The sequence below is a fragment of the Shewanella schlegeliana genome, assembly GCF_016765635.1.
GTDB classification, from domain to species: domain Bacteria; phylum Pseudomonadota; class Gammaproteobacteria; order Enterobacterales; family Shewanellaceae; genus Shewanella; species Shewanella schlegeliana.
Window position 1 is genome coordinate 279,044 of the sequence record NZ_JAESVD010000006.1, and the last position, 24,924, is coordinate 303,967.

Annotated in this window: 21 protein-coding genes, 6 tRNA genes and 1 pseudogene; 11 read left to right on the forward strand and 17 right to left on the reverse strand. The window is 42.4% G+C overall.

Features of this window, described 5'->3' with window-relative positions; translation table 11 throughout:
* Window positions 1-128 precede the first annotated feature (128 nt).
* Both JMA39_RS12465 and JMA39_RS12470 read left to right on the forward strand, forming a co-directional pair.
* A complete protein-coding gene (locus tag JMA39_RS12465; protein WP_202722187.1) occupies window positions 129-1,322 on the forward strand; it encodes an efflux RND transporter periplasmic adaptor subunit in 1,194 nt (397 codons plus the stop codon).
* Window positions 1,323-1,325: 3 nt separating this feature from the next.
* Window positions 1,326-4,511, forward strand: a complete 3,186-nt coding sequence (locus JMA39_RS12470) for an efflux RND transporter permease subunit (RefSeq protein ID WP_202722188.1) — start codon at window positions 1,326-1,328, stop codon at window positions 4,509-4,511.
* A 107-nt stretch (window positions 4,512-4,618) separates the two neighbouring features.
* Here the strand turns inward: JMA39_RS12470 and JMA39_RS12475 are convergent, their stop codons facing one another.
* Both JMA39_RS12475 and JMA39_RS12480 read right to left on the reverse strand, forming a co-directional pair.
* Entirely contained in the window at window positions 4,619-5,500 is an 882-nt protein-coding gene (locus JMA39_RS12475) for a radical SAM protein (protein WP_202722189.1), read from the reverse strand.
* Between the two features lie 107 nt (window positions 5,501-5,607).
* The gene (locus tag JMA39_RS12480) at window positions 5,608-6,417 is read right to left on the reverse strand and encodes an enoyl-CoA hydratase/isomerase family protein (protein ID WP_202722190.1); all 810 of its coding nucleotides are present in this window, start codon (window positions 6,415-6,417) and stop codon (window positions 5,608-5,610) included.
* Between the two features lie 197 nt (window positions 6,418-6,614).
* On the opposite strand from JMA39_RS12480, the gene JMA39_RS12485 reads away from it, so the two are divergent.
* Window positions 6,615-7,568 (forward strand): LysR family transcriptional regulator, encoded by a 954-nt coding sequence (locus JMA39_RS12485; protein ID WP_202722289.1) that lies wholly within the window; start codon window positions 6,615-6,617, stop codon window positions 7,566-7,568.
* Window positions 7,569-7,687: 119 nt separating this feature from the next.
* Here the strand turns inward: JMA39_RS12485 and JMA39_RS12490 are convergent.
* Both JMA39_RS12490 and punC read right to left on the reverse strand, forming a co-directional pair.
* Window positions 7,688-7,778 (reverse strand) — tRNA-Ser (locus JMA39_RS12490).
* Window positions 7,779-7,868: 90 nt separating this feature from the next.
* A complete protein-coding gene (gene punC / locus JMA39_RS12495; RefSeq protein WP_202722191.1) occupies window positions 7,869-9,113 on the reverse strand; it encodes a purine nucleoside transporter PunC in 1,245 nt (414 codons plus the stop codon).
* A 118-nt stretch (window positions 9,114-9,231) separates the two neighbouring features.
* Between punC and punR the strand changes: the two genes are divergently transcribed.
* The 6 genes from punR (at window position 9,232) to JMA39_RS12525 (ending at window position 12,392) form a co-directional block, all read left to right on the forward strand.
* Window positions 9,232-10,134 (forward strand): DNA-binding transcriptional activator PunR, encoded by a 903-nt coding sequence (gene punR, locus JMA39_RS12500; protein ID WP_202722192.1) that lies wholly within the window; start codon window positions 9,232-9,234, stop codon window positions 10,132-10,134.
* Between the two features lie 180 nt (window positions 10,135-10,314).
* A complete protein-coding gene (locus JMA39_RS12505; RefSeq protein ID WP_202722290.1) occupies window positions 10,315-10,968 on the forward strand; it encodes a Bax inhibitor-1/YccA family protein in 654 nt (217 codons plus the stop codon).
* A 57-nt stretch (window positions 10,969-11,025) separates the two neighbouring features.
* Complete coding sequence (gene tusD / locus JMA39_RS12510; protein WP_202722193.1) at window positions 11,026-11,415, forward strand: sulfurtransferase complex subunit TusD; 390 nt, start codon at window positions 11,026-11,028, stop codon at window positions 11,413-11,415.
* A gap of 8 nt (window positions 11,416-11,423) precedes the next feature.
* The gene (tusC, locus tag JMA39_RS12515; protein WP_202722194.1) at window positions 11,424-11,780 is read left to right on the forward strand and encodes a sulfurtransferase complex subunit TusC; all 357 of its coding nucleotides are present in this window, start codon (window positions 11,424-11,426) and stop codon (window positions 11,778-11,780) included.
* Window positions 11,780-12,061, forward strand: coding sequence for a sulfurtransferase complex subunit TusB (gene tusB / locus JMA39_RS12520; protein WP_202722195.1), 282 nt, complete (start codon window positions 11,780-11,782; stop codon window positions 12,059-12,061). The genes tusC and tusB overlap by 1 nt, the downstream gene beginning before the upstream one ends.
* Window position 12,062: 1 nt before the next feature.
* A complete protein-coding gene (locus tag JMA39_RS12525; protein WP_202722196.1) occupies window positions 12,063-12,392 on the forward strand; it encodes a TusE/DsrC/DsvC family sulfur relay protein in 330 nt (109 codons plus the stop codon).
* Window positions 12,393-13,389: 997 nt separating this feature from the next.
* On the opposite strand, the gene JMA39_RS12530 is transcribed toward JMA39_RS12525, so the two are convergent.
* The 6 genes from JMA39_RS12530 to JMA39_RS12555 all read right to left on the reverse strand — a co-directional run bounded on the left by JMA39_RS12530 (window position 13,390) and on the right by JMA39_RS12555 (window position 16,875).
* Window positions 13,390-13,475 (reverse strand) — tRNA-Leu (locus JMA39_RS12530).
* Between the two features lie 81 nt (window positions 13,476-13,556).
* Window positions 13,557-13,630: transfer RNA gene (locus JMA39_RS12535), tRNA-Cys, on the reverse strand.
* 1,092 nt (window positions 13,631-14,722) lie between these two features.
* Window positions 14,723-14,808 (reverse strand) — tRNA-Leu (locus JMA39_RS12540).
* A gap of 85 nt (window positions 14,809-14,893) precedes the next feature.
* Window positions 14,894-14,967: transfer RNA gene (locus JMA39_RS12545), tRNA-Cys, on the reverse strand.
* Between the two features lie 13 nt (window positions 14,968-14,980).
* Window positions 14,981-15,056 (reverse strand) — tRNA-Gly (locus JMA39_RS12550).
* A gap of 382 nt (window positions 15,057-15,438) precedes the next feature.
* Window positions 15,439-16,875, reverse strand: coding sequence for a glyceraldehyde-3-phosphate dehydrogenase (locus JMA39_RS12555; RefSeq protein ID WP_202722197.1), 1,437 nt, complete (start codon window positions 16,873-16,875; stop codon window positions 15,439-15,441).
* A gap of 222 nt (window positions 16,876-17,097) precedes the next feature.
* Here JMA39_RS12555 and JMA39_RS12560 point away from each other — a divergent pair, with 222 nt between their 5' ends.
* Together JMA39_RS12560 and gap are read left to right on the forward strand one after the other, a co-directional pair.
* Window positions 17,098-17,931, forward strand: coding sequence for a DUF2989 domain-containing protein (locus JMA39_RS12560; RefSeq protein ID WP_202722198.1), 834 nt, complete (start codon window positions 17,098-17,100; stop codon window positions 17,929-17,931).
* A gap of 220 nt (window positions 17,932-18,151) precedes the next feature.
* A complete protein-coding gene (gene gap, locus JMA39_RS12565; protein ID WP_202722199.1) occupies window positions 18,152-19,162 on the forward strand; it encodes a type I glyceraldehyde-3-phosphate dehydrogenase in 1,011 nt (336 codons plus the stop codon).
* A 152-nt stretch (window positions 19,163-19,314) separates the two neighbouring features.
* Here gap and JMA39_RS12570 read toward each other — a convergent pair whose 3' ends face one another.
* The 7 genes and pseudogenes from JMA39_RS12570 to JMA39_RS12595 all read right to left on the reverse strand — a co-directional run bounded on the left by JMA39_RS12570 (window position 19,315) and on the right by JMA39_RS12595 (window position 24,587).
* Window positions 19,315-19,644: a hypothetical protein gene (locus JMA39_RS12570; RefSeq protein ID WP_202722200.1), complete on the reverse strand. Its 330-nt coding sequence runs from the start codon at window positions 19,642-19,644 to the stop codon at window positions 19,315-19,317.
* Window positions 19,645-19,782: 138 nt separating this feature from the next.
* Window positions 19,783-20,058: a hypothetical protein gene (locus JMA39_RS12575; RefSeq protein WP_202722201.1), complete on the reverse strand. Its 276-nt coding sequence runs from the start codon at window positions 20,056-20,058 to the stop codon at window positions 19,783-19,785.
* A 68-nt stretch (window positions 20,059-20,126) separates the two neighbouring features.
* The gene (locus JMA39_RS12580) at window positions 20,127-21,476 is read right to left on the reverse strand and encodes an NAD(P)/FAD-dependent oxidoreductase (RefSeq protein WP_202722202.1); all 1,350 of its coding nucleotides are present in this window, start codon (window positions 21,474-21,476) and stop codon (window positions 20,127-20,129) included.
* An 8-nt stretch (window positions 21,477-21,484) separates the two neighbouring features.
* Window positions 21,485-22,036, reverse strand: a complete 552-nt coding sequence (locus tag JMA39_RS12585; protein ID WP_202722203.1) for a GNAT family N-acetyltransferase — start codon at window positions 22,034-22,036, stop codon at window positions 21,485-21,487.
* A gap of 161 nt (window positions 22,037-22,197) precedes the next feature.
* Window positions 22,198-23,082, reverse strand: coding sequence for a 30S ribosomal protein S6--L-glutamate ligase (gene rimK, locus JMA39_RS21185; RefSeq protein ID WP_244999913.1), 885 nt, complete (start codon window positions 23,080-23,082; stop codon window positions 22,198-22,200).
* 84 nt (window positions 23,083-23,166) lie between these two features.
* Window positions 23,167-23,574: pseudogene (locus JMA39_RS21190) on the reverse strand (ATP-dependent zinc protease family protein); the annotation flags it as partial.
* A 320-nt stretch (window positions 23,575-23,894) separates the two neighbouring features.
* Window positions 23,895-24,587, reverse strand: a complete 693-nt coding sequence (locus JMA39_RS12595; protein ID WP_202722205.1) for an SDR family oxidoreductase — start codon at window positions 24,585-24,587, stop codon at window positions 23,895-23,897.
* Window positions 24,588-24,924 lie beyond the last annotated feature (337 nt).

Consider the following 24,924-nt stretch of genomic DNA (forward strand, 5'->3'; position numbering starts at 1 on the left):
CACCACTTTCGTTAACATACATTCAAAATTCTTATTAGATCGCTCTTTTCTGCTTTCAACAGCATTGCTTTCATAGCAATAGAGGCTGTGTATTGAGTTCAGATTTGCTTCAACAAGAGGACGTGTTTGTGGCTACGAAAAAACAGATCATTTTACCAATGGTTGTCATCGCTGTCGGTGTGGCAGGATTTATTGGCATGTCGGCATTAAAGAAACCCCCAGAGGAAAAGGAACAACTCGATACCACGCCGCTAGTCTCTGTTCAAGCGGTTGAAATTAACCCAATGAGTTTTGCCGTTAGTTCATACGGCGTGGTTAATGCCAAATATGAAACTGAGCTGGTTTCGCAGCTTAATGGTGAAATTGTCTATTTATCGGATAAGTTCGTTCGTGGTGGCTTCGTGAAGAAAGGCGATATACTCGCCAAAATTGACCCTAGTGATTATGAAGCCGCGCTTATTGATGCCAAAGCAACCATGGCATCGGCAAAAGCGACACTGGTACAAGAAAAAGCTTATGGCAAAGTCGCCGAAGCGGAATGGAAACGAATTGAGAACGGTGTACCAACTGAATTGAGTCTACGTAAACCACAGCTAGCCCAAGAGATAGCCAAGTTGAACTCTTCAGAGGCTGGACTTAAACGTGCCAATCGTAATCTCGAGCGCACCATAATTAAGGCTCCTTATGATGCACTGATTGAAGCTCGTAACATTGGTTTAGGTTCCTACGTCAGCATGGGCACACCACTGGGTAAAGTCTTGAGTACCGCAAAAGCAGAGATCCGCTTACCCATTGCCGATAAAGAGCTGCAATTTTTAGATGATAAAGGGCGTAACTCCGAAGTCATATTAACCGGAGAGTTTGCCGGTAAGACTCAGCAATGGCAGGCAAAAGTGGTACGCAGTGAAGGTGTTATCGATAATCGTAGCCGCATGACCTACCTAGTCGCTGAAGTAACCGATCCTTATGGTCTTAAGTCGAACAATAATGAACTTCGTTATGGCACCTATGTGACCGCCACTATTGATGGTAGCCATGCAGGTCAAGTTGCAGAGCTTCCTCGTCACTTAGTGATCAACAATCAGGTCGCTGTATTAGATGATGAAGGTAAATTAAGATACAAAGATATCACCATCCTTCGTCAAATTGGCTCTAAAGTTATTGTCTCCGATGGGCTCGAAGCAGGCATGAACGTGATCACCTCTGCCCTCGACTATCCAATAGAAGGCATGCAGCTAGCTTTGCCTGAAGACAAGTTATTACGTGATGAAGACAATCCTGAGCAGCAAGCTACGCAAATTGCGATGGAAGAGAAGGATTAATTCATGATAGATACCAATAAAGGCATTATCGCCTGGTTTGCCCGTAACAGCGTGGCAGCCAATCTACTGATGATCATTATCCTGATTGGTGGCTTACTCACAGCTAACACTATTCGTAAGCAGTTTTTCCCTGCGGTAGAGATCAATTGGCTTGAGTTTAGTGCTGTTTATCCTGGCGCTGCGCCTCAAGAAGTAGAAGAAGGGATCACCATTAAGATTGAGGAGGCGCTTGAAAATGTTCAGGGCCTTAAGCGCGTCATCACTTACTCCAATCGCAACGCCTCATCTGGCTACTTTCGAGTCGAGGACTCCTACGACCCACAAGTCGTATTGGAAGAGGTGAAGTCGGAGATTGACTCTATCTCCAGTTTTCCCGATGGCATGGAGCGCCCCAAGGTTGAGCGAATAAAGCTTCGTCAAGAAGTCATGTATATGAGCCTATATGGCGACTTGTCCCAAAGACAGCTAAAAGATCTTGGCGAGAAGATCCATGATGAGCTATTGCAATTGCCATTGGTGAACATCACCGACTTTTATGGCGGGCTCGGCTATGAAATCGCGATTGAAGTCAGTAAAGATAGATTGCGTGAATTTGGCCTAAGTTTTAACGATGTTGCTGAGGCGGTACGCGGTTATTCTAGAAATATGTCTGCAGGGCAAATTCGTGCAGAAAACGGCTATATTAACCTTCGTGTACAGAATCAAGCCTATGTAGGCTATGAATTTGAAAGCTTGCCACTTATCACTTTAGAAGACGGCACGACCCTATTACTGGGCGATGTTGCCACTGTTGTTGATGGCTTCGAAGAAGGCATTCAATACTCAAAATTTAACGGTAAGAATTCGGTTACTTTCTTTATTGGTGCGGCAAACGATCAAAGCCTGACTGATGTAGCCGATGTGGTGAAGGCTTATATCGCCGATAAGCAAGAAGTATTGCCTGATGGCGTAAAACTCGAGCCTTGGGTCGATATGACCTATTACCTTGAAGGCCGCCTAAATTTAATGCTCGATAGCATGAAAAGTGGCGCTGTGCTGGTATTTATTCTGCTTGCGCTATTCCTGCGAGTAAGACTCGCATTCTGGGTGATGATGGGACTACCAGTTTGTTTCCTTGGCACTCTGCTGTTTATGCCTATGGGCATGATTGATGTCACCATTAACGTTATTAGCCTGTTCGCCTTTATCTTGGTGCTCGGTATCGTGGTGGATGATGCTATTGTCATGGGGGAAAGTGCCCATGCCGAATGTGAGGAAAAAGGTCAAAGTCTAGATAATGTGATCCGCGGGGTTAAGCGCGTAGCAATGCCTGCAACCTTTGGTGTATTAACCACTATCGCAGCCTTCTTACCGATTACCCTCGATGATGGTCCCTCGTCTGCTTTCGGTCAGGCTATCGGTTATGTGGTGATCTTATGTCTTATCTTTTCACTGGTGGAATCTAAGCTTATCTTGCCAGCGCATCTAGCACGCATGAAGCAAAAAACCATTGTGAAACCAGGCTCGAAGAATCCACTGGATTGGCTAAGAAATGGGGTTAACTTTTTACAAGGCAAAGTCGATTCAGGCTTGAAGATATTGATCAGCCGCTATTACCGTCCAACGCTTGCGGTGGCAGTTAAGTATCGTTATACGGTGATCATGATTTTTATCAGCTTAATCTTGGTTTGCGCGGGGCTGTATTCTGGTGGCTTAGTTCGCTTTATCGGCCAACCTAAGATCCCGCACGACTTTCCACGGATCTCATTTGAGATGAATATTGATGCCTCAGAAAAAGCGACACTGTCAGCAGCCTTGTCTATCGAGGAAGCATTGAAACGTGTCGATACTGAGCTAGAGGCTAAATATGGTCAGAAGATGATCTCAGACATGCAAGTTGAGCTACGCGGACGCACATCGGCACAGGTGATGACTAAACTTGTGGACCCTGAAGTGCGCCCTATCGATACCTTTGCAGTAGCTGAACTTTGGCGCCAAAATATGCCGCTGATACCAGGCATGAAGTCCTTCACCATACAAGACAACTTGTTTGGAGGTGGACGTGACGATGGTGATATTAGCTTTAGACTCGAAGGTAAGGATGACGAGCAGTTAGTCGTCGCAGCAAAAGAGCTAAAAGCTAAGCTCAATACCCTTAAGGGGGTTGGCGATGTAAACGATAGTCGCCAGTCAAGCGCTAAAGAGATCCAGTTTGAGCTAAAACCCTTGGCTCATAGCCTTGGTCTAACGCTCGCCGATATTGCCCGTCAAGTGGGTAATAGTTTCTATGGCCTCGAGGCTCAGCGTATTTTGCGTAATGGTGAAGAGATCAAGGTGATGCTGCGTTACCCAGAGGAGCAACGCAACTCTATCGCACAAGTTTCAGATGTCATGATCAAAACCCCACAAGGCGCTGAAATCCCGTTATCTGAAGTGGCATCGATTGTCGTCACCGATGGTGTTAACAGCATTCGCCGCGAAAATGGTAATCGAACCATTAATGTTTGGGGGTCGGTTGACGCAGATCAGGCAGAGCCCTTTAAAATTGCCAAGGATATTCGCGATAACTTTCTTCCTGAGTTATTGAAAAAGTACCCAAGAGTACAGAGTGAAGTGTCCGGTAATATTCAGGAGCAGCTTGATAGTGCTGATACTCAGTTACGAGACTTTTTAATCTCTATGCTAGTGATCTATAGCCTGTTGGCCGTGCCACTTAAGTCCTATTCACAGCCGTTCATGATCATGTCCGTGATCCCATTTGGTGTGATTGGCTCAGTACTTGGCCATATGCTCTTAGGACTCGACCTTAGTGCCCTATCTGTGTTCGGTATTATTGCCGCTGCTGGTGTGGTCGTTAACGACTCATTAGTTATGGTTGATTACATTAACAAGTCTCGGGAGTCAGGTATTGCAATGAAGCAATCGGTTCTCGAGGCAGGTTGTCGCCGCTTTAGGGCGATTTTATTAACCTCACTCACCACCTTCATTGGCTTAGTCCCCATCATGACCGAAACCAGTATGCAGGCGAAAATGGTGATCCCAATGGCGGTATCTTTAGCCTTCGGTGTGTTATTCGCCACTGTTGTGACCTTGGTACTTATCCCCTGCTTATACGTGACAATTGAAGATATTAAACGCCTGATTGGCAGTAAGTCTCGCGTACAGGAGCCTACAGAACCCGCGGTGTCAACTGAACACGCGGTTAGCTAATATGTAAATGTAAGCTCAATCAAAAAGCCTCTAGTCAAAATCATAACGACCAGGGGCTTTTTATTTTTAACAAACTTACCCCGCTAAGTAAGTGTTACTGATTAACATTAAAAACGGCCAAGATAAGCTTTGCCGATGATGTTACTGTCACGATTAAGCAATGTATGAATAATTTTATCAATCACTTCAGGCTTAATTGCTTGCAAACTTCCTTTCATCGGTAGCAAATTAGAAGCATGGGTGCTATCTATCAAGAGCTCTTCTCTATTGAGCGTATCCAGCAAAACCTTTACTTCTTCAAGTACTTCGTACGAATCCAGTAGCGTAAAGTCTCCCTTCTCAACCAGCCTGCTAAGCGCGGTCCCTTCTATAGCGACAGTTGTTAATAACCCTAAGAGGTATGGATTCATCATATTGATTAATTTGGCAGTTTGTTTCGCATGTTGCTTAGACAGCTCTCCACGTCCTCCAAGGCCAATCATCACCATAGCTACCAGTTTAATGCCCGACTCTACAATATTTTGCCCGGCGGTAAGCATTTCTTCCGAACTAACACCTTTACGTACAGCTTTTAACACTTCATCAGAACCAGACTCAACCCCTAGATAGGTCATGGTGAGCCCTGCGTCCCTAAGCTTTTTGAATTCATCCAAACTTTTGTCTAACGTACTTTGTGGTCCGGCGTAAGTGCTCACGTGATTTAGCTTAGGAAAAACGCGATATAGCTCTGATAAAATCACTAATAACATCTCTGTTGGAAGCGAAATTGCGTCACCATCACTTAGAAAGACTTTCTCAACTTTATCGCCAAAGCTTGCTTGGGCCATTCTAATATCTTGTTTTAGCTCATCAATGGTCCGTACCCTATAACGAATATCTTTATACATAGCGCAGTAAGTACACTTGTTATAGGAACAACCGATAGTACATTGTAAAATGTAAGCATCGGCTTCTGGTGGTGGCCGATAAATATTTCCTTCGTATCTCATAAATTACCTTTGTAAATACTATCTAAATAAGGCCGTTTAAAATGGCCATTCAAGTAGATAATTAACCTGTGACTATTGAGCTAACAGTTTATTGAATTAGCTCTGTACTAAGTGAGCTCAGCAGCGGTATCAATAAAAATTCCCTGTATGTCTTTTGCTTCTCGCAGTGTTTGTCCACCGTGCTTAAGAAATGCTGCGATGATAGTTTCTGTCTTTTGCTCTTTAGCTCGCGCTAAGAAATATCGCAATTCTAACTCCGCTCCGGCTTCTTCATCTCTAATCGATGTAGCAATAATCTCTTTGTACATCACGATATCTCGTACCTCTAGCTGGCTAATAACTCCAAGTGTCATGGCTAAAAACGTATCCATTTCAGCCTTCGGCACAAATTGCGTAATGATATTTAAGCTTTCAGCCTGCTTAGCACTAAAATCATTACCAAGTAACAGAGCTTGTAGTGCCTTGTTTTTACCCATTCTTCGGGCAAATTGCACTGCTCCTTGACCACCAGTTGGAATATTCACGTGGATCTCTGGTTGAGCAAATGCTGCATTTTCTGTTGCATAAGCAAGATCACAAGCCATCACAAATTCGTTGCCACCTCCACGAGCGACGCCATCAACCACAGCAACGGATAATTGCTTCATCGCTTTAATATTGGCGATCATATGATTGAACTCAATGGAAGCCGCTTGACCACCTTGCGTACCATTGATCACATTGAGATCCAAGTGTGCTAAAAAGAAGGAATCATGCATTGATTTAAATACGACGACTTTAGTATCACGATCGTCTCTTAGGCTGAGAACAAACTCATTAATTTCGTTGATCAGCTTGATGGTTAAAACGTTCATAGGAGGGTTGTTTATTGCAACTGTAGTGATGCCCAAGTGATTAGTAATTGATATTGCTTTCATAGTAGTTTCCATATTGGTTACCTCATTTTGAGTCAGGTCGTTTATATAAATGCATTAACTAAACGAGCCGCCTCTGTTTCAATGTCATCACTATAAGTTTTGCATTGATGATAAAAAATACTATTATCAGCACAATACTGGTGCCAAATAAGCATCAATATGAAATTGTCCAATTCAACAGAGATATAGAGGGTTTGATGGATTTATCCAGTCGCTTATTGTTATTGCTTGACGTTATAGAATTGGGTTCATTTACCAATGTTGCCGAACAAAAAAACCTTGATCGCTCTGTGATTTCAAAACAGATTGGCCGATTAGAGGCAGAACTCGGTGTTCGCCTGCTCAATAGGACAACCCGATCACTATCTTTAACCTCTGCCGGCAACGAGATGGTCAGTCAGGCAAAGCAACTTAGGGATTTACTCAATAACACACAACGGCTCGCACAAAACTATCATTGCGAGCCTAGAGGGTTACTTAGAATAAGCAGTTCAATGATGTTTGGCCGCCAATATGTTCAAGATGCGATATCAATTTTTCAAAAAAAGTATCCCGAGGTTGAATGTGAGTTAAAGCTAGAAGATAAAGTCGTGGATATCGTACAAGAGGGTTTTGATATTGGTTTTCGAATTGGCAAGCCGAGAAATTCGAGCTTAATTTGTCGTAAACTTGCTAGAAGTAGGCTGTTAATCGTCGCCTCACCTGAATTCGTTAATAGACACGGGGATATCGATACCATAGAAAAACTTGAGCAAGCGCCAGCAACAATATATTCAGCGCCGGGTTTGCTTATTAATAAATTTAACTATCTTGATGAAAACGATACAGAGCAGAGCTTTCAGCTTAATGCCGCCTATAAAGTTAATGATGTAGAGATGGTGGTAAAAAGTGTCGTTGCAGGTAATACCTTGGGCGTAGTTACCGCGCAAATGCTTCAAAATGAAATACTTGAGGGCAAACTCATCCCAATTATGACTCACTTGGCTTTGAAGGATTTCGGAACGTTTTATGCGGTGTACCCTCACAGAGATGCACCGATTAAAACCAAACTATTTATCGAGGTACTTAAGTCTGTTATAGGCGAAGATGTGCCAATTTGGGAACAAAATATCCCCAATTTTGGTAATTTATACCGTACTCATCACGAGTAACTGCACTTTACTATAGCGTGCACAGAGATAGATAATTTGGGTAATTGGCCTCTGGCTTCCTATTAATTTACGACCAAAACGAAAAAAGGCTTCCAATAGGAAGCCTTTTTTCTTGAATATGGCGGAGAGATAGGGATTTGAACCCTAGATGGGCTATAAACCCATGCCGGTTTTCAAGACCGGTGCATTCGACCACTCTGCCATCTCTCCGAACGCCGCGAATAATATAGCGCTCTTTTAATCTTGTAAAGTGATAATTTTAAAATCTTCTCACTTTACTGTTTGAGAAAATCGATTTGCTTATTTCTCATCCTGATTGATTGCAATACGAGCAGGATCAGGCATGACGATCTCTTCACTCACTTCATTCCAGTTCTTATAGTTACGCAGCTTGTAACCGATAAAAACGATGAATGAACAGATCATGATCCCCCAACCTATCGCAACTTCACCACTTGTCGCCCACATAGCAACTAAGCTTGAAGCACCAAAGGATAAGCTGATCTGGAGGAAGTTCTGTAAACCCGCGGCTTTGGCAGCGTTATCTGGAAACTCCTGCAGTGCACCGTTAACAACAATTGGGTAAATACCACCGCTACATGCAGCGAGTACTGAAAATATTGCCAACAAAGGAAAAATTGATAGCCCTTGTAGCAAGATAGTCACTACCGCAATGGACATAGCACACGTACCAAATACAGATAGCAATACCTTCAGGGTTTTCTCTGAACCGATTTTACGAATAAGTGTTTTGCTCGCATAGCCACCTAAAATAAAGGTGATAGTTTGCGGAATAAAACTCAGTCCAATTGCCGTAGCATCAAAACCATGTTGCTCCATCACTACTGGCCACAGTGTTAGGTACGAGAAGAACGCACCTGAACAAGCACCAAAAATAATCACATTTCCTAGGTATTTAGTATTTTTAAGGATTGATAAGTAACTGATCTCTTTCTTGTCATGGCTTATTGCTTTAGTTTCTGCAGGCACAAACCAAACAGTCAATAGGATCATTACAGCAGCCATACCGGTCAATGTAATGAAAATACTTTGCCAACCTAAAGATTGTAAGATAAACGCACCTAAGATTGGAGCAAGCGCTGGAGACAAGGCTACTAACGGCATAATATTTGAAAATACGCCCTGTGCTTTTGCCGCATCGTATTTTTCAATAACAATCGCCTGCCAAATAACACCAGCAGAACATGCACCTAATGCTTGCATAAAACGTGAAATATTAAATACTAAGATTGAATCACTTACTGCTAATGAGAAACTTGCAGCAGCAAACAATACAAGACCAAAGATCAGCGAATTACGTTTACCGAAACGCTCAACTAAAGGACCGTAAAGTAACTGTCCCAGCGCTAAGCCAGCTAAAAAGAAAGTCAAAGACATAGCGACCTGAGATGGCGAAGTCGCCATTGTGTCTTCAATCGCTTTGAATGCAGGCAAATACATATCGGTGGCAATAAAGCCTAACATGCTTAACACCGCTAAATATGCGAGAAAAATGTAGTGTTTTACATTTGTTAGTGAGTTCATAAGTCAAAATTCTGATCTGGATTTATTAAAGTCGCGCAGTGTAAACACTTGCTATAAGCCTGTGAAACGTTTATTTTTCACATTAGCCTTCAAAAAAAATCACAGCAGGATGTGGCCTATGCTTTCAGAACAGTCCCTTCAACTTATCGATATGGTAGCCCGTGTCGGCAGTTTTACCGCTGCGGCAAACAAGTTACACAAAGTCCCTTCTGCTGTGAGTTACGCAGTCAAGCAGATTGAAGAAGAGCTAGGTGTAGTGCTGTTTGTACGGCATCACCGTAGCGTGAGTTTGACCCCCGCTGGCGAGCACTTTGTAAAGCAATCTAGAAGCTTATTAACCGATATAGATGCAATGCGCGCCGATACCATACGCGTCGCTAATGGTTGGCAGCCGACTCTTTCAATTGCCTTAGATAATATTGTCAGAGCCGATAAGATCAGCAATCTGATTGCGGATTTTTACCGCACTTTCGATAATGTTGAGCTGATAATTCGCATCGAAGTCTTTAATGGCGTATGGGAATCGATAGCCACAGGGCGAAGTGATATTGCCATTGGCGCGACAACGGCAATTCCCGTCGGTGGTGATTATCATTTTAGAGACATGGGACAAATTGAGTGGTGCTTCCTCGTTGGCAAGAACCACCCTCTTGCTGATATTGATAGGCCACTTACTGATGATGAGCTCAGGCAGTATCCCTCTATCTGCCTAGAAGATACCTCAAGAGAGATCCCAAAAAGAATGACCTGGCTGCTTGAAAACCAAAGGCGCCTAGTTGTTCCTGACTGGATAAGAGCAATTAACTGTTTTAGAGAAGGCCTAGGTGTTGGTTACATGCCTGCACACTTTGCATTCCCATTTATAAAAACCGGTGCGTTAATCGAGAAACAGCTTGAGCGGCCTAACAAGACCAGTCCATGCTGTTTGGCTTGGAACGCAACGAATAAGTCCCCTGCTATGGCTTGGGTACTGGAATATTTGGGGGATAGTGAAAAGCTACATAAAGATTGGTTAGATTAACTAAGGTTAACTTCGGCTTATTTTATGCTTCAAGCGCTTTATACCTTAGGTTAGCTGCTGTATGATTTAACAAATTAACACTGGAACATCACTCATTTTCATCTTGAGGGAACTCCTTGTTTAACTCGTGTTCAAACAAAATAGCTTGAAAATTTGTCTTCGGAGAAAGATATGAAAGATATGACACAACAAACCGCGTATAGCAGTACTTCAGTTGAAGTAAACAAACTGCTAAAGAATACTTATATGCTGCTTTCTATGACCCTTGCATTTTCTGCAGTGTGCGCAGGTTTGGCGATGGCATTAGCAATCAGTCCAATGATGTCTCTAGGTCTATCTATCGGTAGCTTAGTATTGTTATTCGTAACTCTTAGAAAGGCAGATTCTAGCGCCGGTATTTTCTGGGTCTTTGCGTTTACCGGTATGCAAGGCGCTTCACTCGGTTATATCCTTAACCATTACGCAGGCATGGCTAACGGTCCACAGTTGATCATGCAGGCACTAGGTTTAACCTCTCTCATCTTTGTGACCCTTTCAGGTTATGCGGTAACAACTAAGAAAGATTTCTCGTTTATGCGCGGCTTCCTTATCGCAGGTCTTGTGATTATGGTTGTAGGCTTGCTAGTTAACCTATTCCTAGGTAACAGTATGGTGTTTATGGCGCTTAACGCAGGTATTGCGCTGCTGATGACTGGCTTTATTCTTTACGATACAAGCAAAATCGTTAACGGCGGCGAAACTAACTACATTCGTGCGACTATCTCTTTATACCTAGATTTCCTAAATCTATTCATCGCCCTACTACATTTAATGGGTGTTGGTGGTGATGACTAATACCAATTAATTTTAATTGAGTTAAAATGGCCCTATTACAGGGCCATTTTTTTTACCATGAGCAAATTCATTATTCAGGTTAACTCCGCAGCCTATGGCAGTGCGTCGAGTTATAGCGCCTATCGATTCGCTAAAGCCGCCATTGAAAATGGCCACACTATTGAAAAGGTGTTCTTTTACCAAGACGGCGTACTCAACACCAATCACCTTAATTCTCCAGCTAGCGATGAGTTCGATCTAAAACAAGCTTGGGTCGAGTTACATCAACTTCACGGTGTTGCTTTGGTTAACTGTGTTTCAGCCGCACTGCGCCGTGGTGTCTTATCGGAGTCTGAAGCAAAAGAGAATCAGTATAGCCATTGGAATATGCAAGCTCCATTTACTATGGGTGGATTGGGTGAGCTGGTTATCGGAATTGAAACGGCCGATAGGCTTGTCAGTTTTTAGGAGCACAAGTGAAAAAACTTTGTATTATCTTTAGGCAAGCTCCCCATGGCACAGCTCATGGCCGCGAAGGGCTTGACCTATCATTGTTAAGTGCCAGCTTTGAGCAGGAAGTGAGTCTTCTGTTTTCCGATGAGGGGCTATTGACTCTTTTAAAGAGCCAAGATCCTGAGTCTATCGGTAGCAAGGATTACATCGCAGCCTTAGGTGCGTTGTCACTTTATGATATTGAAACTGTGCTTGTATGCCAGGAGTCGATGCAAGCACTAGGGCTTGAGTTGGAAGATTTACGTATTGATCTATCTGCAGCCTTGCCGACTGAAATCTCTAAACACTTAGCAGAAGTCGATGAGGTACTGGTTTTCTAATGATATTACATCACATACAAGATTCGGTTGAACAGAGTTCAGGCCTAACAACTTGCCTACGTTACATTGCACTGGGTGACAGTATTTTATTGTCCGGCAACGCAATTAACTGTTTACTCAAGCGTGAGTGGCGCGCAAAATTAGCAAATCTGCGCGTCGTAGCCTTAAAAGAAGACGTTAACGCTCGTGGTCTGCAAGATTATTTAAAGGACGTTAAGCAAATAAGCTATAACGAGTTTGTTGAGTTAAGCCTTGAGCACGAAAAAGTAATTAGTTGGTAAAATGATAGAATTTAATGGAAAACAGATAGAAACCGATCATCAAGGTTATTTAAAATCAGTCAATGATTGGACCCCTGAACTCGCGCCAGTTATCGCAAAGGAAGAGCAAATTGAGCTGACTGAAGCGCATTGGGAAGTGATTAACTTCGTGCGTGAATTCTACCTAGAATTTAAGACAAGCCCTGCGATCCGCGTGCTCGTTAAAGCGATAGGTCAAAAGCTCGGTGAAGATAAGGGTAACTCAAAGTACCTCTATACCCTCTTCCCTGTTGGCCCAGCAAAACAGGCAACCAAGATAGCGGGTCTGCCCAAACCAGCTAAATGTATCTAAGATAAAGCTGCATCGATTCATTAAATGAAAAGCCCTATTCGTTAGGGCTTTTTTGCATCTCAGCATAGCTTTGATGGACTGCTGCGAATAGGTTACCCCCCAAGGCATAACAAACACTGCTAAGCAGCATCTCCTTACATGGCTCAGCAGTACATTTTTACGATTTCGATACTCTTAGATGCAAAGAATGTTTTTACATTCTAGAAGCCCGCTCAACGCACTCAGAATGCTTTTAAATTAGGAGAAAACGTTCGCTTTAACAGACGACAAAAGTCACTCTGACACCAGCCCCCCTGATTTATAAGTAAGTGAGACTGAGTTAGTCTGTAGATCGGAATCGTATCGCTAGTCGCCTAGTTTATCAAAAGCGAGACATCTTTTATCAAAAGCAAATCCCTTGTACTTTTATCGTAAACGCCAGATACAAAAAAGCGCTGGCATTCATATTTAACGAGGTATCTCTTATAAAAAGGAATCCCTTGCCCTCTCTCAATAAGAGATAAATTTCAGATGAAAAAAAACCAGCGAAATGGTTGGTTTAGTCACTCTTCATAAGAAGATGGTCCCCGTGGCCAAGACTTTGTGAAGAGTGCGAGGCGGCTGTTATAAAATGGAATCTCTTGTACGTTCTTCATAAATGACAGATACAAAAAAGCCCCGACAGTGTCGAGGCTTATCTGCAACTCTCAATGAGAGTTATTTGGTACCCATGGCCAGACTTGAACAGGTTCTCTTATGCAGCGAGGCATCTCTTATAAAAAGGAATCCCTTGGCTCTTTTCTGATGAACCAGTTTTAGATGTAAAAAAACCAGCTCAAAGGCTGGTTTAATCACTCTTCGTAATGAAGATGGTACCCGTGGCCAGACTTGAACTGGCACGCTTATTCAGCGAGGCATCTCTTATAAAGGGGAATCCCTTGGCTCTTTTCTGATTAACCAGTTTCAGATGTAAAAAAACCAGCTCAAAGGCTGGTTTAATCACTCTTCGTAATGAAGATGGTACCCGTGGCCAGACTTGAACTGGCACGCTTATTCAGCGAGGGATTTTAAATCCCTTGTGTCTACCGATTCCACCACACGGGCAAACTCTTTGATTCTGACGATACGTATTGTCGGTATCAATACTGTTTCTCTTTTCAGAAAAACTCACCAAATTCTTATTTGTGGAGGCGCGACCCGGAGTCGAACCGAGATCGACGGATTTGCAATCCGCAGCATAGCCATTCTGCCATCGCGCCACTTTGTTTCCCTTCTTGCCGGGAACGAGGCGTACTTTACTAGAATAAAAATTTCAGTCAACAAGTAATTTGTCGATTTTATTCAAATGGTTAAAAGGCGCTCTAACTTGTCAAGAACTAATCAATCCAAGCTCGGTTTTTATCCTTCATGATGGCAATATCGCGTGAGGCAGGCTATTCAGTCCCCTATTGTAAATCTTGCTTTATTGTCAGTTTTTCATAAAGATTAAGCTGATAAATTTATTTTTGCTAAAATGTACGCCAACAGCAGCAGATACATACTTTCATCGCTATTGCCTCAATTGCAAAATGGCTAAAGTAGGATCCCGCAAAACGTAAAGACCTCACTAGATACTCTAAAGAGTCGCTATTTATAAACGGATGCCTGTCGCCCTTTTGGTAAGTGAGTGGGGAACTGATTAAGAGTACGTAGTCTTTCTTAAGGAAGGTGAGCTCTCGTTATTACTTGATGGTCTCCAAAAACTCGGATTTATTTGTGGTAACCCTATTACTCTCAAGTAGAGTTATTTTTACTAGCTACCTACAGTCCCTCTTTCATAAATAATGCCATAAGATTGTTTATGAAGATCGCGAGTTACCTTATATAAAAACAAATTCTTTGTACATTTGCCATAAACGCAGATACAGATAAGAGCGTTATTTGGTACCCGCTACAGGGTTACGCTGGCATTCATATTCAACGAAGCATCTCTTATAAAAAGTAAATCCCTTGTGCTTTTTTATCGTAAACGCAAGATACAAAAAAGCCTCCGCATGTCAATGCGAAGGCTTTAATGGTGGTACCCGTGGCCAAGCTTGAACAGGTTCTCTTATGCTGCGAGGCATCTCTTATAAAAAGCAAATCCCTTGGGATATGAAATCTCAAATTTCAGACGTAAAAAAACCAGCTCTAGGCTGGTTTAGTCACTCTTCGTAAGAAGATGGTACCCATGGCCAGACTTGAACTGGCACACCTATTCAACGAGGCAGCTCTTATAAAAAATAAATCTCTTGTGCTTTTGTTGTAAACGCCAGATACAAAAAAGCCCCGACAGTGTCGAGGCTTCTCTGCAACTCTACAAGAGAGTTATTTGGTACCCGTGGCCAGACTTGAACTGGCACGCTTATTCAGCGAGGGATTTTAAATCCCTTGTGTCTACCGATTCCACCACACGGGCAAACTCTTCGACTCTGATGATACATATTGTCGGTATCAATATTGCCTAACCTGATTAAGGTTAAACTCATCAAACTCTTAATTTGTGGAGGCGCGACCCGGAGTCGAACCGAGATCGACGGATTTGCAATCCGCAGCATAGCCATTCTGCCATCGCGCCACATGGTCTAAATTGGAGCGACATATCGGGTTCGAACCGATGACCTATACCTTGGCAAGGTATCGCTCTACCAACTGAGCTAATGTCGCATTTCAATTTAAACTGTATTCAAGTTCTTGCTTAGTTCGCTTCCCCTTGACTACGGAATGGCATTCTACCGATTTACCCATGAGAGTCAATCGACAAAAAACAAATTAGTGACTGTTTGACGTTAAAACCATCAGAAATAACAAATTTCATGCTATTTGATTATTTGGCAGCCTTGTTTATGGCATTCAAAGTCGTTTCAGAGTTGGCTATTGCAAATAATCGCTTGATAAAAGCCTTGGATTCTTTCATCGCTATCATTTACTCCACACTTTCTCTTTGCCGCTTAGGTATTCCAACCTCCCCTTTTCAGTTACCAAACTGAAAACAAAAACGCCTCTATGATTAGAGGCGTTTTATAGATGGGCTTAATTCAGTAGAGAATTAGCCATGAGGTAATGACTGGTAGTTAAGGCCAAGCATTTTCTGCATAACACCAACAACCTGGCAGCTATAGCCAAATTCATTGTCGTACCATACATACAGTATCGCTCGATTGCCTTCTGCAATAGTTGCTTGTGAATCAACAACACCTGCATAACGTGAACCGACTAAGTCGCTAGACACGATTTCTGTAGAATCTGTGTAATCAATCTGGTTTTGCAGCTCTGACTGTAATGCCATATCTTTTAGATACTCATTTAGGTCATGCTTGTTTGTTTCACCATTAAGGTTAAGGCTGATAATTGCCATAGAAACGTTAGGCGTTGGAACGCGGATAGCATTACCCGTTAACTTACCTTCCAATACTGGCAACGCCTTAGATACGGCTTTAGCAGCACCTGTTTCGGTGATAACCATGTTTAATGGTGCACTACGGCCACGACGGTCAGCTTTATGATAGTTATCAATTAGGTTCTGGTCATTGGTATACGAGTGAATTGTTTCCACATGACCATTTTCAATACCGTACTTATCATTCACAGCTTTTAGCACAGGTGTAATCGCGTTAGTCGTACAGCTAGCTGCAGATACGATTGTGTCTTCATCAAGAATATCTTGCTCGTTTACACCGTAAACAACGTTCTTGATGGCGCCTTTGGCTGGAGCGGTAAGCAATACCTTGCTTGCACCTGGAGACTTAAGGTGTAAACCTAGACCCGCTTCATCTTTCCAAATGCCTGTGTTATCGACAACAAGCGCATTTGAGATGCCAAACTTAGTGTAATCCACTTCATCTGGAGAGTTTGCGTAGATCACCTGAATATAGGTACCGTTGGCGATGATTGCATTGTTCTCTTCATCGACTTCAACTGAACCATTAAATGGACCATGAACAGAGTCACGACGCAATAGGCTGGCACGCTTTTCTAAATCGCCAGTACGGCCGCCACGAAGTACGATAGCACGTAGTCTAAGCTTGTTGCTTACACCCGTTCTTTCAATAAGCAAACGTGCGAGTAGACGACCAATACGACCAAAGCCATAAAGAACAACATCTCTTGCTTCTTGGTCATCTTGATGGGTGATTGCATCTGCAAGTTCGCGGCTCATGTAAGCTTCAATCTGACTTGCATCTTGATATTCGCGCCAGTAATTAACCGCGAGTTTACCGATGTCAACTTTACACTGCTTTACCGCCAACTTGCTTAGGGCTTCAACAAATGGAAAGCTTTCACGTAGTCTCAGTTTTTCACCAACATGGCGACGCACTAAACGGTGCGATTTGATGATTTCGATTGTAGAGGCATTAAGTAGAGGTTTGCCATAGACGACGACTTCTACACCTTGGTTACGGTATAACTTACCAAGCAATGGCTGCATAGCCTCAGCCATCTCGAAACGTTCTTGCCAACTTTGTAGGTGTTTATCAGCGCTCATTAACAGATCCTTTATCTCACTTTTCTGACTTTTTTGTCAGAAATGTTTGAGTAACAAAAAGAAAAGACCAATAATCTATCGTTATATAGGGGATCTTTCCCCGTTTGGTCGGCGCTATTGTAATGAAAAGTGTGCTCTCAAGCTAGCAAGATATTTTTCATAACATTGTAATTTTATTAGATAAAAAGCTATCTGGAGCCTGGTTTGAACCGAAAACTTGTAATGATTACATCATTTTTTGGGATTCCGCTTGTTTTTGGTCTTTTTGGCTGCGAACAGCCGACAAATACTCAGATCATTTGTAACAAAAATCCTGAACTTTGTGCAGATCTACATAAAGATAGTTGGTGTCGATTTGAACGAGGAGACTTGATCCGCAATAGGTTCAAGCTAAAAAGTATACAAGACCCATCTGGTAAGGAGATTTATCAGCAACTAGTGTACTTAGAAAGTTACAACAAATGCGTCGAACTTGCCGCGGGTGTACAACACATTTTACATCCAGAGCGCACCAATGATCGGGCTCGCGCATTCGGATTAAGCTCACAATCACTAGCGCAGTTACAAGAAAGCACCAAGGGGAGCTCTGACCCCCACCTCGCCTATTATCATTGGTCACGCTTTAACGATAGTGATGCAGAGGCAATTGTTTTCGCAGCAGAGCAAGAGAATAAGATTACAGATACTGACCTAAAGGCCCAGTTAGCGTCTTATTTTGTGAAAGTCAGTCCCCAAAAGTCTAAACAACTCTACGCTCAAGTATTTCAAGGCAGTACAGCAGAAGAGTTCGATCCTGATTGGCTTCTAGCATTGGCGACGCTCTACCGCCTAGAAAACAAAGCGGAAATTGAATATTGGCTATCAAAGACCAACATCGAGTTGACTCAGGCAAACTTTTCTAAGGAGCAGATGCTCGCCCTCATTAAGGGAGATAAGGCACTGCAACGAAGATTGGACCAAGATGCAACTAAGCTTGCAGATCAGCTTAAAGGTGGAAAGTATCAACAAAGTAAGCTAAAAATATTGCTTGATAAAGAGTTACCCAAACCTCTATAGAGGTTTGATTGTCGAACACTCTTTTTCGGCAATATTTTTGCCAACTTACAGTTATTCTGTAGATTGACACAATTTATATTCGAATTCGCGACACGTGTAAAAAAATTACCTAAACAATAGCAATATTTAGCCATTTATCACCGATATCACTTGACGGTGGCTGCCAGTTTGGTAATTTTACTACCAGATTCTATTTTTTCTTTTACCTGAGGGATATGAGATGACTATCCGAGTTGCAATTAACGGCTATGGCCGTATCGGCCGCAATGTTCTACGTGCACTATATGAAAGCGAAAAGAACTATCCTATCAAGATTGTTGCACTAAACGATTTAGGTGATGCTTCAATCAACGCTCATTTAACTAAATACGATTCTGTACATGGTCGCTTTAATGCAAAAGTAGAGCACGCAGATGATGCTATTTTTGTGAATGAAGATAAGATCCTTACCTTCCAAGAGCGTGATCCATCAAAACTTCCTTGGAAAGAACTGGATGTAGATGTGGTATTCGAATGTACTGGTATTTTCACATCTAAGGAGTCTGTTCAGCCTCACCTAGACGCGGGTGCCAAAAAGGTCATTATTTCTGCACCAGGTAAGAATGTCGATGCAACTGTTGTTTACGGCGTAAACAATGATGTCATCACTGCCGATATGACCGTTATCTCAAATGCTTCTTGTACAACTAACTGTTTAGCGCCATTTGCTAAGCCGTTAAATGACGAGATTGGCATTGAATCTGGTCTAATGACCACAATTCACGCTTACACGAATGACCAACGTTTGTCTGATGTTTATCATACAGACCTTCGTCGTGCTCGTGCAGCGGCTATGTCGATGATCCCAACTAAGACTGGTGCAGCAGCTGCTGTAGGTCTTGTGGTTCCAGAGCTTGCTGGTAAATTCGATGGCTTAGCGGTTCGCGTTCCAACCGTTAACGTTTCACTAGTTGACCTGTCTTTTGTAGCTGCACGCGACACAAGCGTCGAAGAGATCAATGCAATCATCGAAAAAGCGGCCTCTGTTGCGCCACTGAGTGAAGTGTTGGCTGTTAATCATGAGCCATTGGTATCTATCGACTTTAACCACAACCCATACTCTTCTAACTTCGATGCGACACAAACACGTGTTAACGGTCGTCTAGTTAAAGTAATGGCTTGGTACGATAACGAATGGGGCTTCAGTAACCGCATGCTAGACAATGCCGTTGCACTAATGAATGCTAAGTAGTTCGTGAGTAAAATTAAAAAACCCAGCATCTGCTGGGTTTTTTTATGCTTAGATATTTTCTGTTTAGAAAAGAAGTCATCGCCTTATTAAGCTAAGCAATAAGCTCTCAAGCCTCTGAACAGTCTCCTCCACTAAAAGAAACATCAAAACAGTTAACCTGTGAGTGTTCTCACCCGAGGAGCCCCTATCGCTTCATCAATATTTTCAAGGTTTTGGTCAATATATCCGAGCAAGATGTTTTTCTCAGTACTTCCCATATCTGCAATCAATATGGCTCTATGCAGCTCGAGGGATTCTGACTTAAGGGTTAAAAGCGTTAAGGCGGAGATCTGATCTTCGTTGTTATAGCGCCTCAGCAATGTACGCAGAGTGATCTCTAGCGATGTTTGCACACTATGATTCAAAATGCAGATCTTTTCATCCACAATGCTTTGCGCTGCTAAACCACAATACTGTCGTTGCTGCTGTAAAGTATATTGCATGGCCACCTCTTAAGGTTGTAGGCCTACATAGGTAGGCTTTGTGTGACACATCATAGCAATTTGGAACTGTACTAATACTTAATAGAGTACTTAATAGAGATCAATTAACAGTGGTAGGACAGCAAGTGATTAAACGGTTTAGCTTCGTTTAATACGCACAACTTTAAAAATATCCATTTCAAAACCCGCAACACCCTGAGTGTCTGGATAATAAGTCACATTGACTCTAGCCCCATTAAGGCTTTTGTATTTTTTGGTTCTGCGAAATGTAAAAGGTGTATCGCAGTCATCGATCATCACTGTGTGTTGTACCCAATCATCTTTAACTCTTTGGGTATGTGAGCACACTTTAACCCCTTCAGAATGTACTAGCTTATCGTGCTTAACTAGCATTTTGTCTACTGTGGACTTCACAATTTCCTCCATAGCAAAAAAGTAGTCTTTAACCGTAGCACAGACTGGCTATTGAGTAAAAAATTCACTTAAAAATAGCGATCTTTTACCCAGCCATACTGGTAGTAACCCCATTGCCCTAACCTTCTTAAACGAGCACAGGGAAACCTTGGAGCAGCTTGATGGTATAAGGGAAGCGAAGGCACTGGGAGGCCGACAATTTGCTCAGAGAGCCGATAAGCCGCCTGAGCACTGAAAGATACTCCTGCACCACAGTAACCTAAGCTATAGCCAACTCCGTTAGTTTCGAATACATGGGGAATATCATCAAAGCTGGCTGCAATCCACCCGGTCCAGTTATAGTCCAGTTTTTTAAATTTTAGTGCGGGAAAACATTGTGTTAAAGCGAACTTCAGCCGTTCTTGATACACTGGATTTTGTGAATTTCGCCCAAAAATTGCACCTCTACCACCAAAAAGCAGACGATTATCAGGTAACAAGCGATAATAATATTTTAATATGCGGGTATCCATTACTACTTCTCGTGTATGAATACCCAATATAGCAAGCTCGTCTGCAGTTAAAGGTTCGGTAACAATAATATTGCTTAATATAGGCAGGAAACGATTATCCACTGTCGGATGAAAATGCTTGGGTGTATAACCATTTCCCAAACTTACGACCTTCTTCGCCCTTAACTCTCCATTTGATGTGATTAACCTATGAGTCCCTTCTTCCTCAACCCACGACTCGACGCACGTATGCTCATACAGGGGAACACTCAATTTTTCGACAATCCTTTTATAGCCCTGCAGTAATTTAAGCGGGTTAACACCAAAGCCTTGCTCTACCCTTAAGGCACCAACTGCCTGATGGTGGTTCAAGTATTCGGCCTTAAGCTGCGCTTCGCTGATAAGTTGTGTACTCTCTCCTAAGTGTTTATCGATAAAGTTGGCAGTATCGCTTAGTTGTTTGAATGCTTTTCGGTTATGCGCAATTTTAAGATACCCCTTAACTTGTGGTTCACATTCAATTTTGTGATCCGCGATTAACCTTTCTACCCGCTCTACTGCTTGTGTAAACTCATGATGAATACCTTTAGCAATCCCCAGATCCCAACGTTGTACCATTTGGCTGTAGCCCAGACGTCCAGAACCTCTTAACACAAAGCCGGCATTGCGAGCACTTGCACCAAATCCTATCCTATTCGCCTCTAGCACACAGACATCGACATGATGATATTTGGCAAGGTAGTACGCGGTTAAAAGGCCTGTATAACCACCGCCTATGATGGCCACATCAGTCTGTAGTCTTGCTCTTAGTGGGGCTCTCGCCGTACAGAGTTCAACGGTATCAGACCAGTAAGAATGGCAATGTGAAAGTGATTTAGGTGAAGTGGCAACTAATGGATCAAAGCGATCACTTTGTTGATTGCTCATGCGCCCTCCTAAAAAGTCAGTAGCATTTCACATGCCACGCAATGACAATTCGGGCCACACAGGATACATACATAGTCAGGGTGCTCCTCGGTATCATTCCATCGGTTAGGATGTTCGTATATCAACTTACCGCCAGCTTTTGTGAAATACTTAACGGCAGCATTATTAGGGCTTTGTTGCCAAAGGTGACTCACGCCAGCAGTTGCGCCCTGCTGCGTTAATGCTGAAATGGAAGCTTGGAGTAACCTTCCCCCTAATCCTTTCCCTCTTGCGTCCTTAGCGACTGTATTACACTTAAAATAACCAACGCACTCCTCTTCTATGCCCCATAGTTTAGGCGAGCACCATTTATCTATCGGCCATTGACCTGGAGCATAGCAGAGCCTAAAGCCAAGTAAGGCGCCCTTTTCTATGGCAACAAAACAACTGTTAATGCCCTTTTTATATCCAAGACTAACGATGTGCGCTAACGATTTTGCGTCTAGATAGCCATCTCCGTGAACTTGGTTTCCAAGTGCGATAACGGCATCAAAATGTATAGGGGTTAGTGGGACAATCATGTGACCTCTTATTATTAACCTAACACGAGTATCACATTAACATGTTTTGTTTGGGGAGTTCCTCTGAGGTGTACTGACTTATCAATTTCAATTAACAAGCATAAAAAAAGCGTTATGTCTTAGACATAACGCTTTCTCATTGAAACTATTGGTTTGACGAGTTACTCAGCCTTCCAACCTAGTTTCTTCTCGATTGATTCGATCATCGCACCAGCGATATCGATACCAGTAGCAGACTCGATACCTTCAAGTCCTGGAGAAGAGTTAATCTCCAGTAATAGAGGGCCTCTGCTAGAACGAATAATATCAACACCTGCAACACGCAGACCCATGGTCTTTGCCGCTTTCAATGCTAGTTGCTTCTCTGCAGCGCTGACTGAAACGATTGATGCACTACCACCTTGATGGATGTTAGCTCTAAACTCACCAGGAGCCGCTGTACGCTCTATCGAAGCAACAACCTTACCGTCAATCACAAAGCATCGTAAATCTTTACCTTGAGCTTCTTTGATGAATTCCTGAACTAGCAAGTTTACGTGTAGCGATTTAAAAGCATTAATAACACTTTCAGCAGCTTTCGTTGTTTCTGCTAATACAACACCTTTTCCTTGAGTGCCTTCAAGTAACTTAACGATAAGCGGTGCACCACCCACCATATCGATAAGATCTTTAGTATCAACAGGCGAATTAGCAAAACCGCTCGTTGGAATATCTAGGTTATTCTTTTGCAACAACTGCAATGAGAATAGCTTATCTCTTGAGCGTGTAATCGCGTCAGAGGTGTTAAGCGCCATAATATTCAAACTTTCAAAGTGACGTGTTAATGCACAGCCGTAGAAAGTCATACTTGGTCTGATGCGCGGAATAACTGCATCTAAATCATTTAAAATACGACCACCACGATAGTGTACTTCTGGCTCTGATGCATCAAGTTTTAAATAACACTGCTTGATGTTCAAAAATACCATCTCATGACCGCGCTGCTCACCCGCTTCGATGATACGACGGTTACTGTACAAATCTGGGTTACTTGCTAGCAAGCCAATCTTAAGACCACTTTTCTTTGCAGTTTTAACGCCATAAAGTTGTTCAACTTCTACGTCGTTCTGCTCGCCTAAGCAAAATGATTCAGATGGATCAACCAAGGTCTTATTGCTCATTGCTTCGCGACCTAATAGCATCCGGTATCCCATGCTATCACGGTTAGTCAATGTAAGCTCAACTTCCCATGCGTGACCGCCTAGCTGGATAACAGAGGCAATAACGTAACGCTTTTCTGATTCGCCATTTGAACTCTTGATATTACGACGGTCAATAACTTTACTTTCACATCGAAGGATGATCTTGCGACTGTTTTGTATCGGATGAAGTTCAAAAGAAACCCATGGCTCGCCTTCTCTTTTAAAAGGACGGATATTTACAGCATGGATTGATGACGTTCTGGCGCCAGAGTCAACTCTAGCTTTAATTGCTGGAACACCAAGAGCAGGGAATGCACACCACTCTTCACTTCCGATAATAAACTTATTGTCGCTCATTACAATTCTTCCAGTTAAGTTAAATTAAGGAGCGCGAAAGTACTCCTTTTTTCAGCAGATGCAAACTAAATTTTAGTTATTTTCTACAATCGGGCAGGATTTTTTTAAAAATCGCGCAAATTTAGACCTCTATCGTGATTTTTTAGCCGTATAAATGGCTGACATCACTATAAAATCCATTATAGATGAAGGGTATCAAAAATGCGGATTATTGAGTAGTTTTGCTCGGTTAATTTTAATTTATCAGCATTTAAAACCTTATTTGCTATCACCATGAGGCTTTTCTGAAATGGCACAATTCACATCGTCTCTCCCTCGCTTCACCAAGGGATCGCTTGCCCCTGATAGTCATAGAAGTTACCACTCTGTTCAAGCTCTAAGCTATCGATAACATGAATCATTCCAATAACTGAGGTATCAGTATCAATTAGAGCATTTGGCCCGCCCATCTCTGTTTGAACCCAACCAGGGTGCAATGCCACACATCTTATTTGATCTTGCTTAAGGTCAATTGATAACGATTTCACAACTGAGTTCAATGCGGCTTTAGAGGAACGATAATAATATCCTCCTCCGCTGCTGTTATCTTCCATGCTACCCACTTTTGATGAGATAAAGGCCAACACAGGATTTTTTGAGGCTTTTAGACCAGCATAAAGTGACTCGGTCAACAGTAAAGGGGCTATCGTGTTGACCTCTAACACGCGTCGCCACTCCTCAACATCAGAGTGACCAAAACGGACACCTTTCGGACCGTAATAACCCGCATTATTAATCAATAAATCAATTGACTGCATGTCTTTGGCTTGTGCAAGTTTAGCAACAGAAGATGCATCTGTTACATTAAGCTCTGTCACTTTAAGATTAACGTACTTCGCCATTAACACCTTCAATTCTTGGGCTTTATTCGGCTCTCTACAACACGCTGTCACCTGCCACCCAGATAACAAGTACTGCTTAACAAATGAAAGGCCGATTCCACGATTAGCACCGGTGATCACTACATGTTTCAAAACTTATCCCTATCTTTATTAAGTGCTTAGTACTTTATTCGTTTGCTGTTCACTACCTTGGCAATGATTAGCATTAAGTTCATAAAGTTTATCACACACTTTGCTTATACAAAGGCACTAACAATATCATTCAGGTCTGATGCTAGATCTTGACTGTTCAACGGAGAGAGTGTTGAGCCTCAAGACAAGTGAAATCCATTTTACATGCAACAAGCTGTGTTTTAGTCGATATAAAATAGGCCTACAACTCGGAAGAACTTAACTGTAGATAGCTTATTAATTCACACTTAAATTAATAATCAGCTTTGTTTAAATGTAGCCATAATTATTTTAAGAC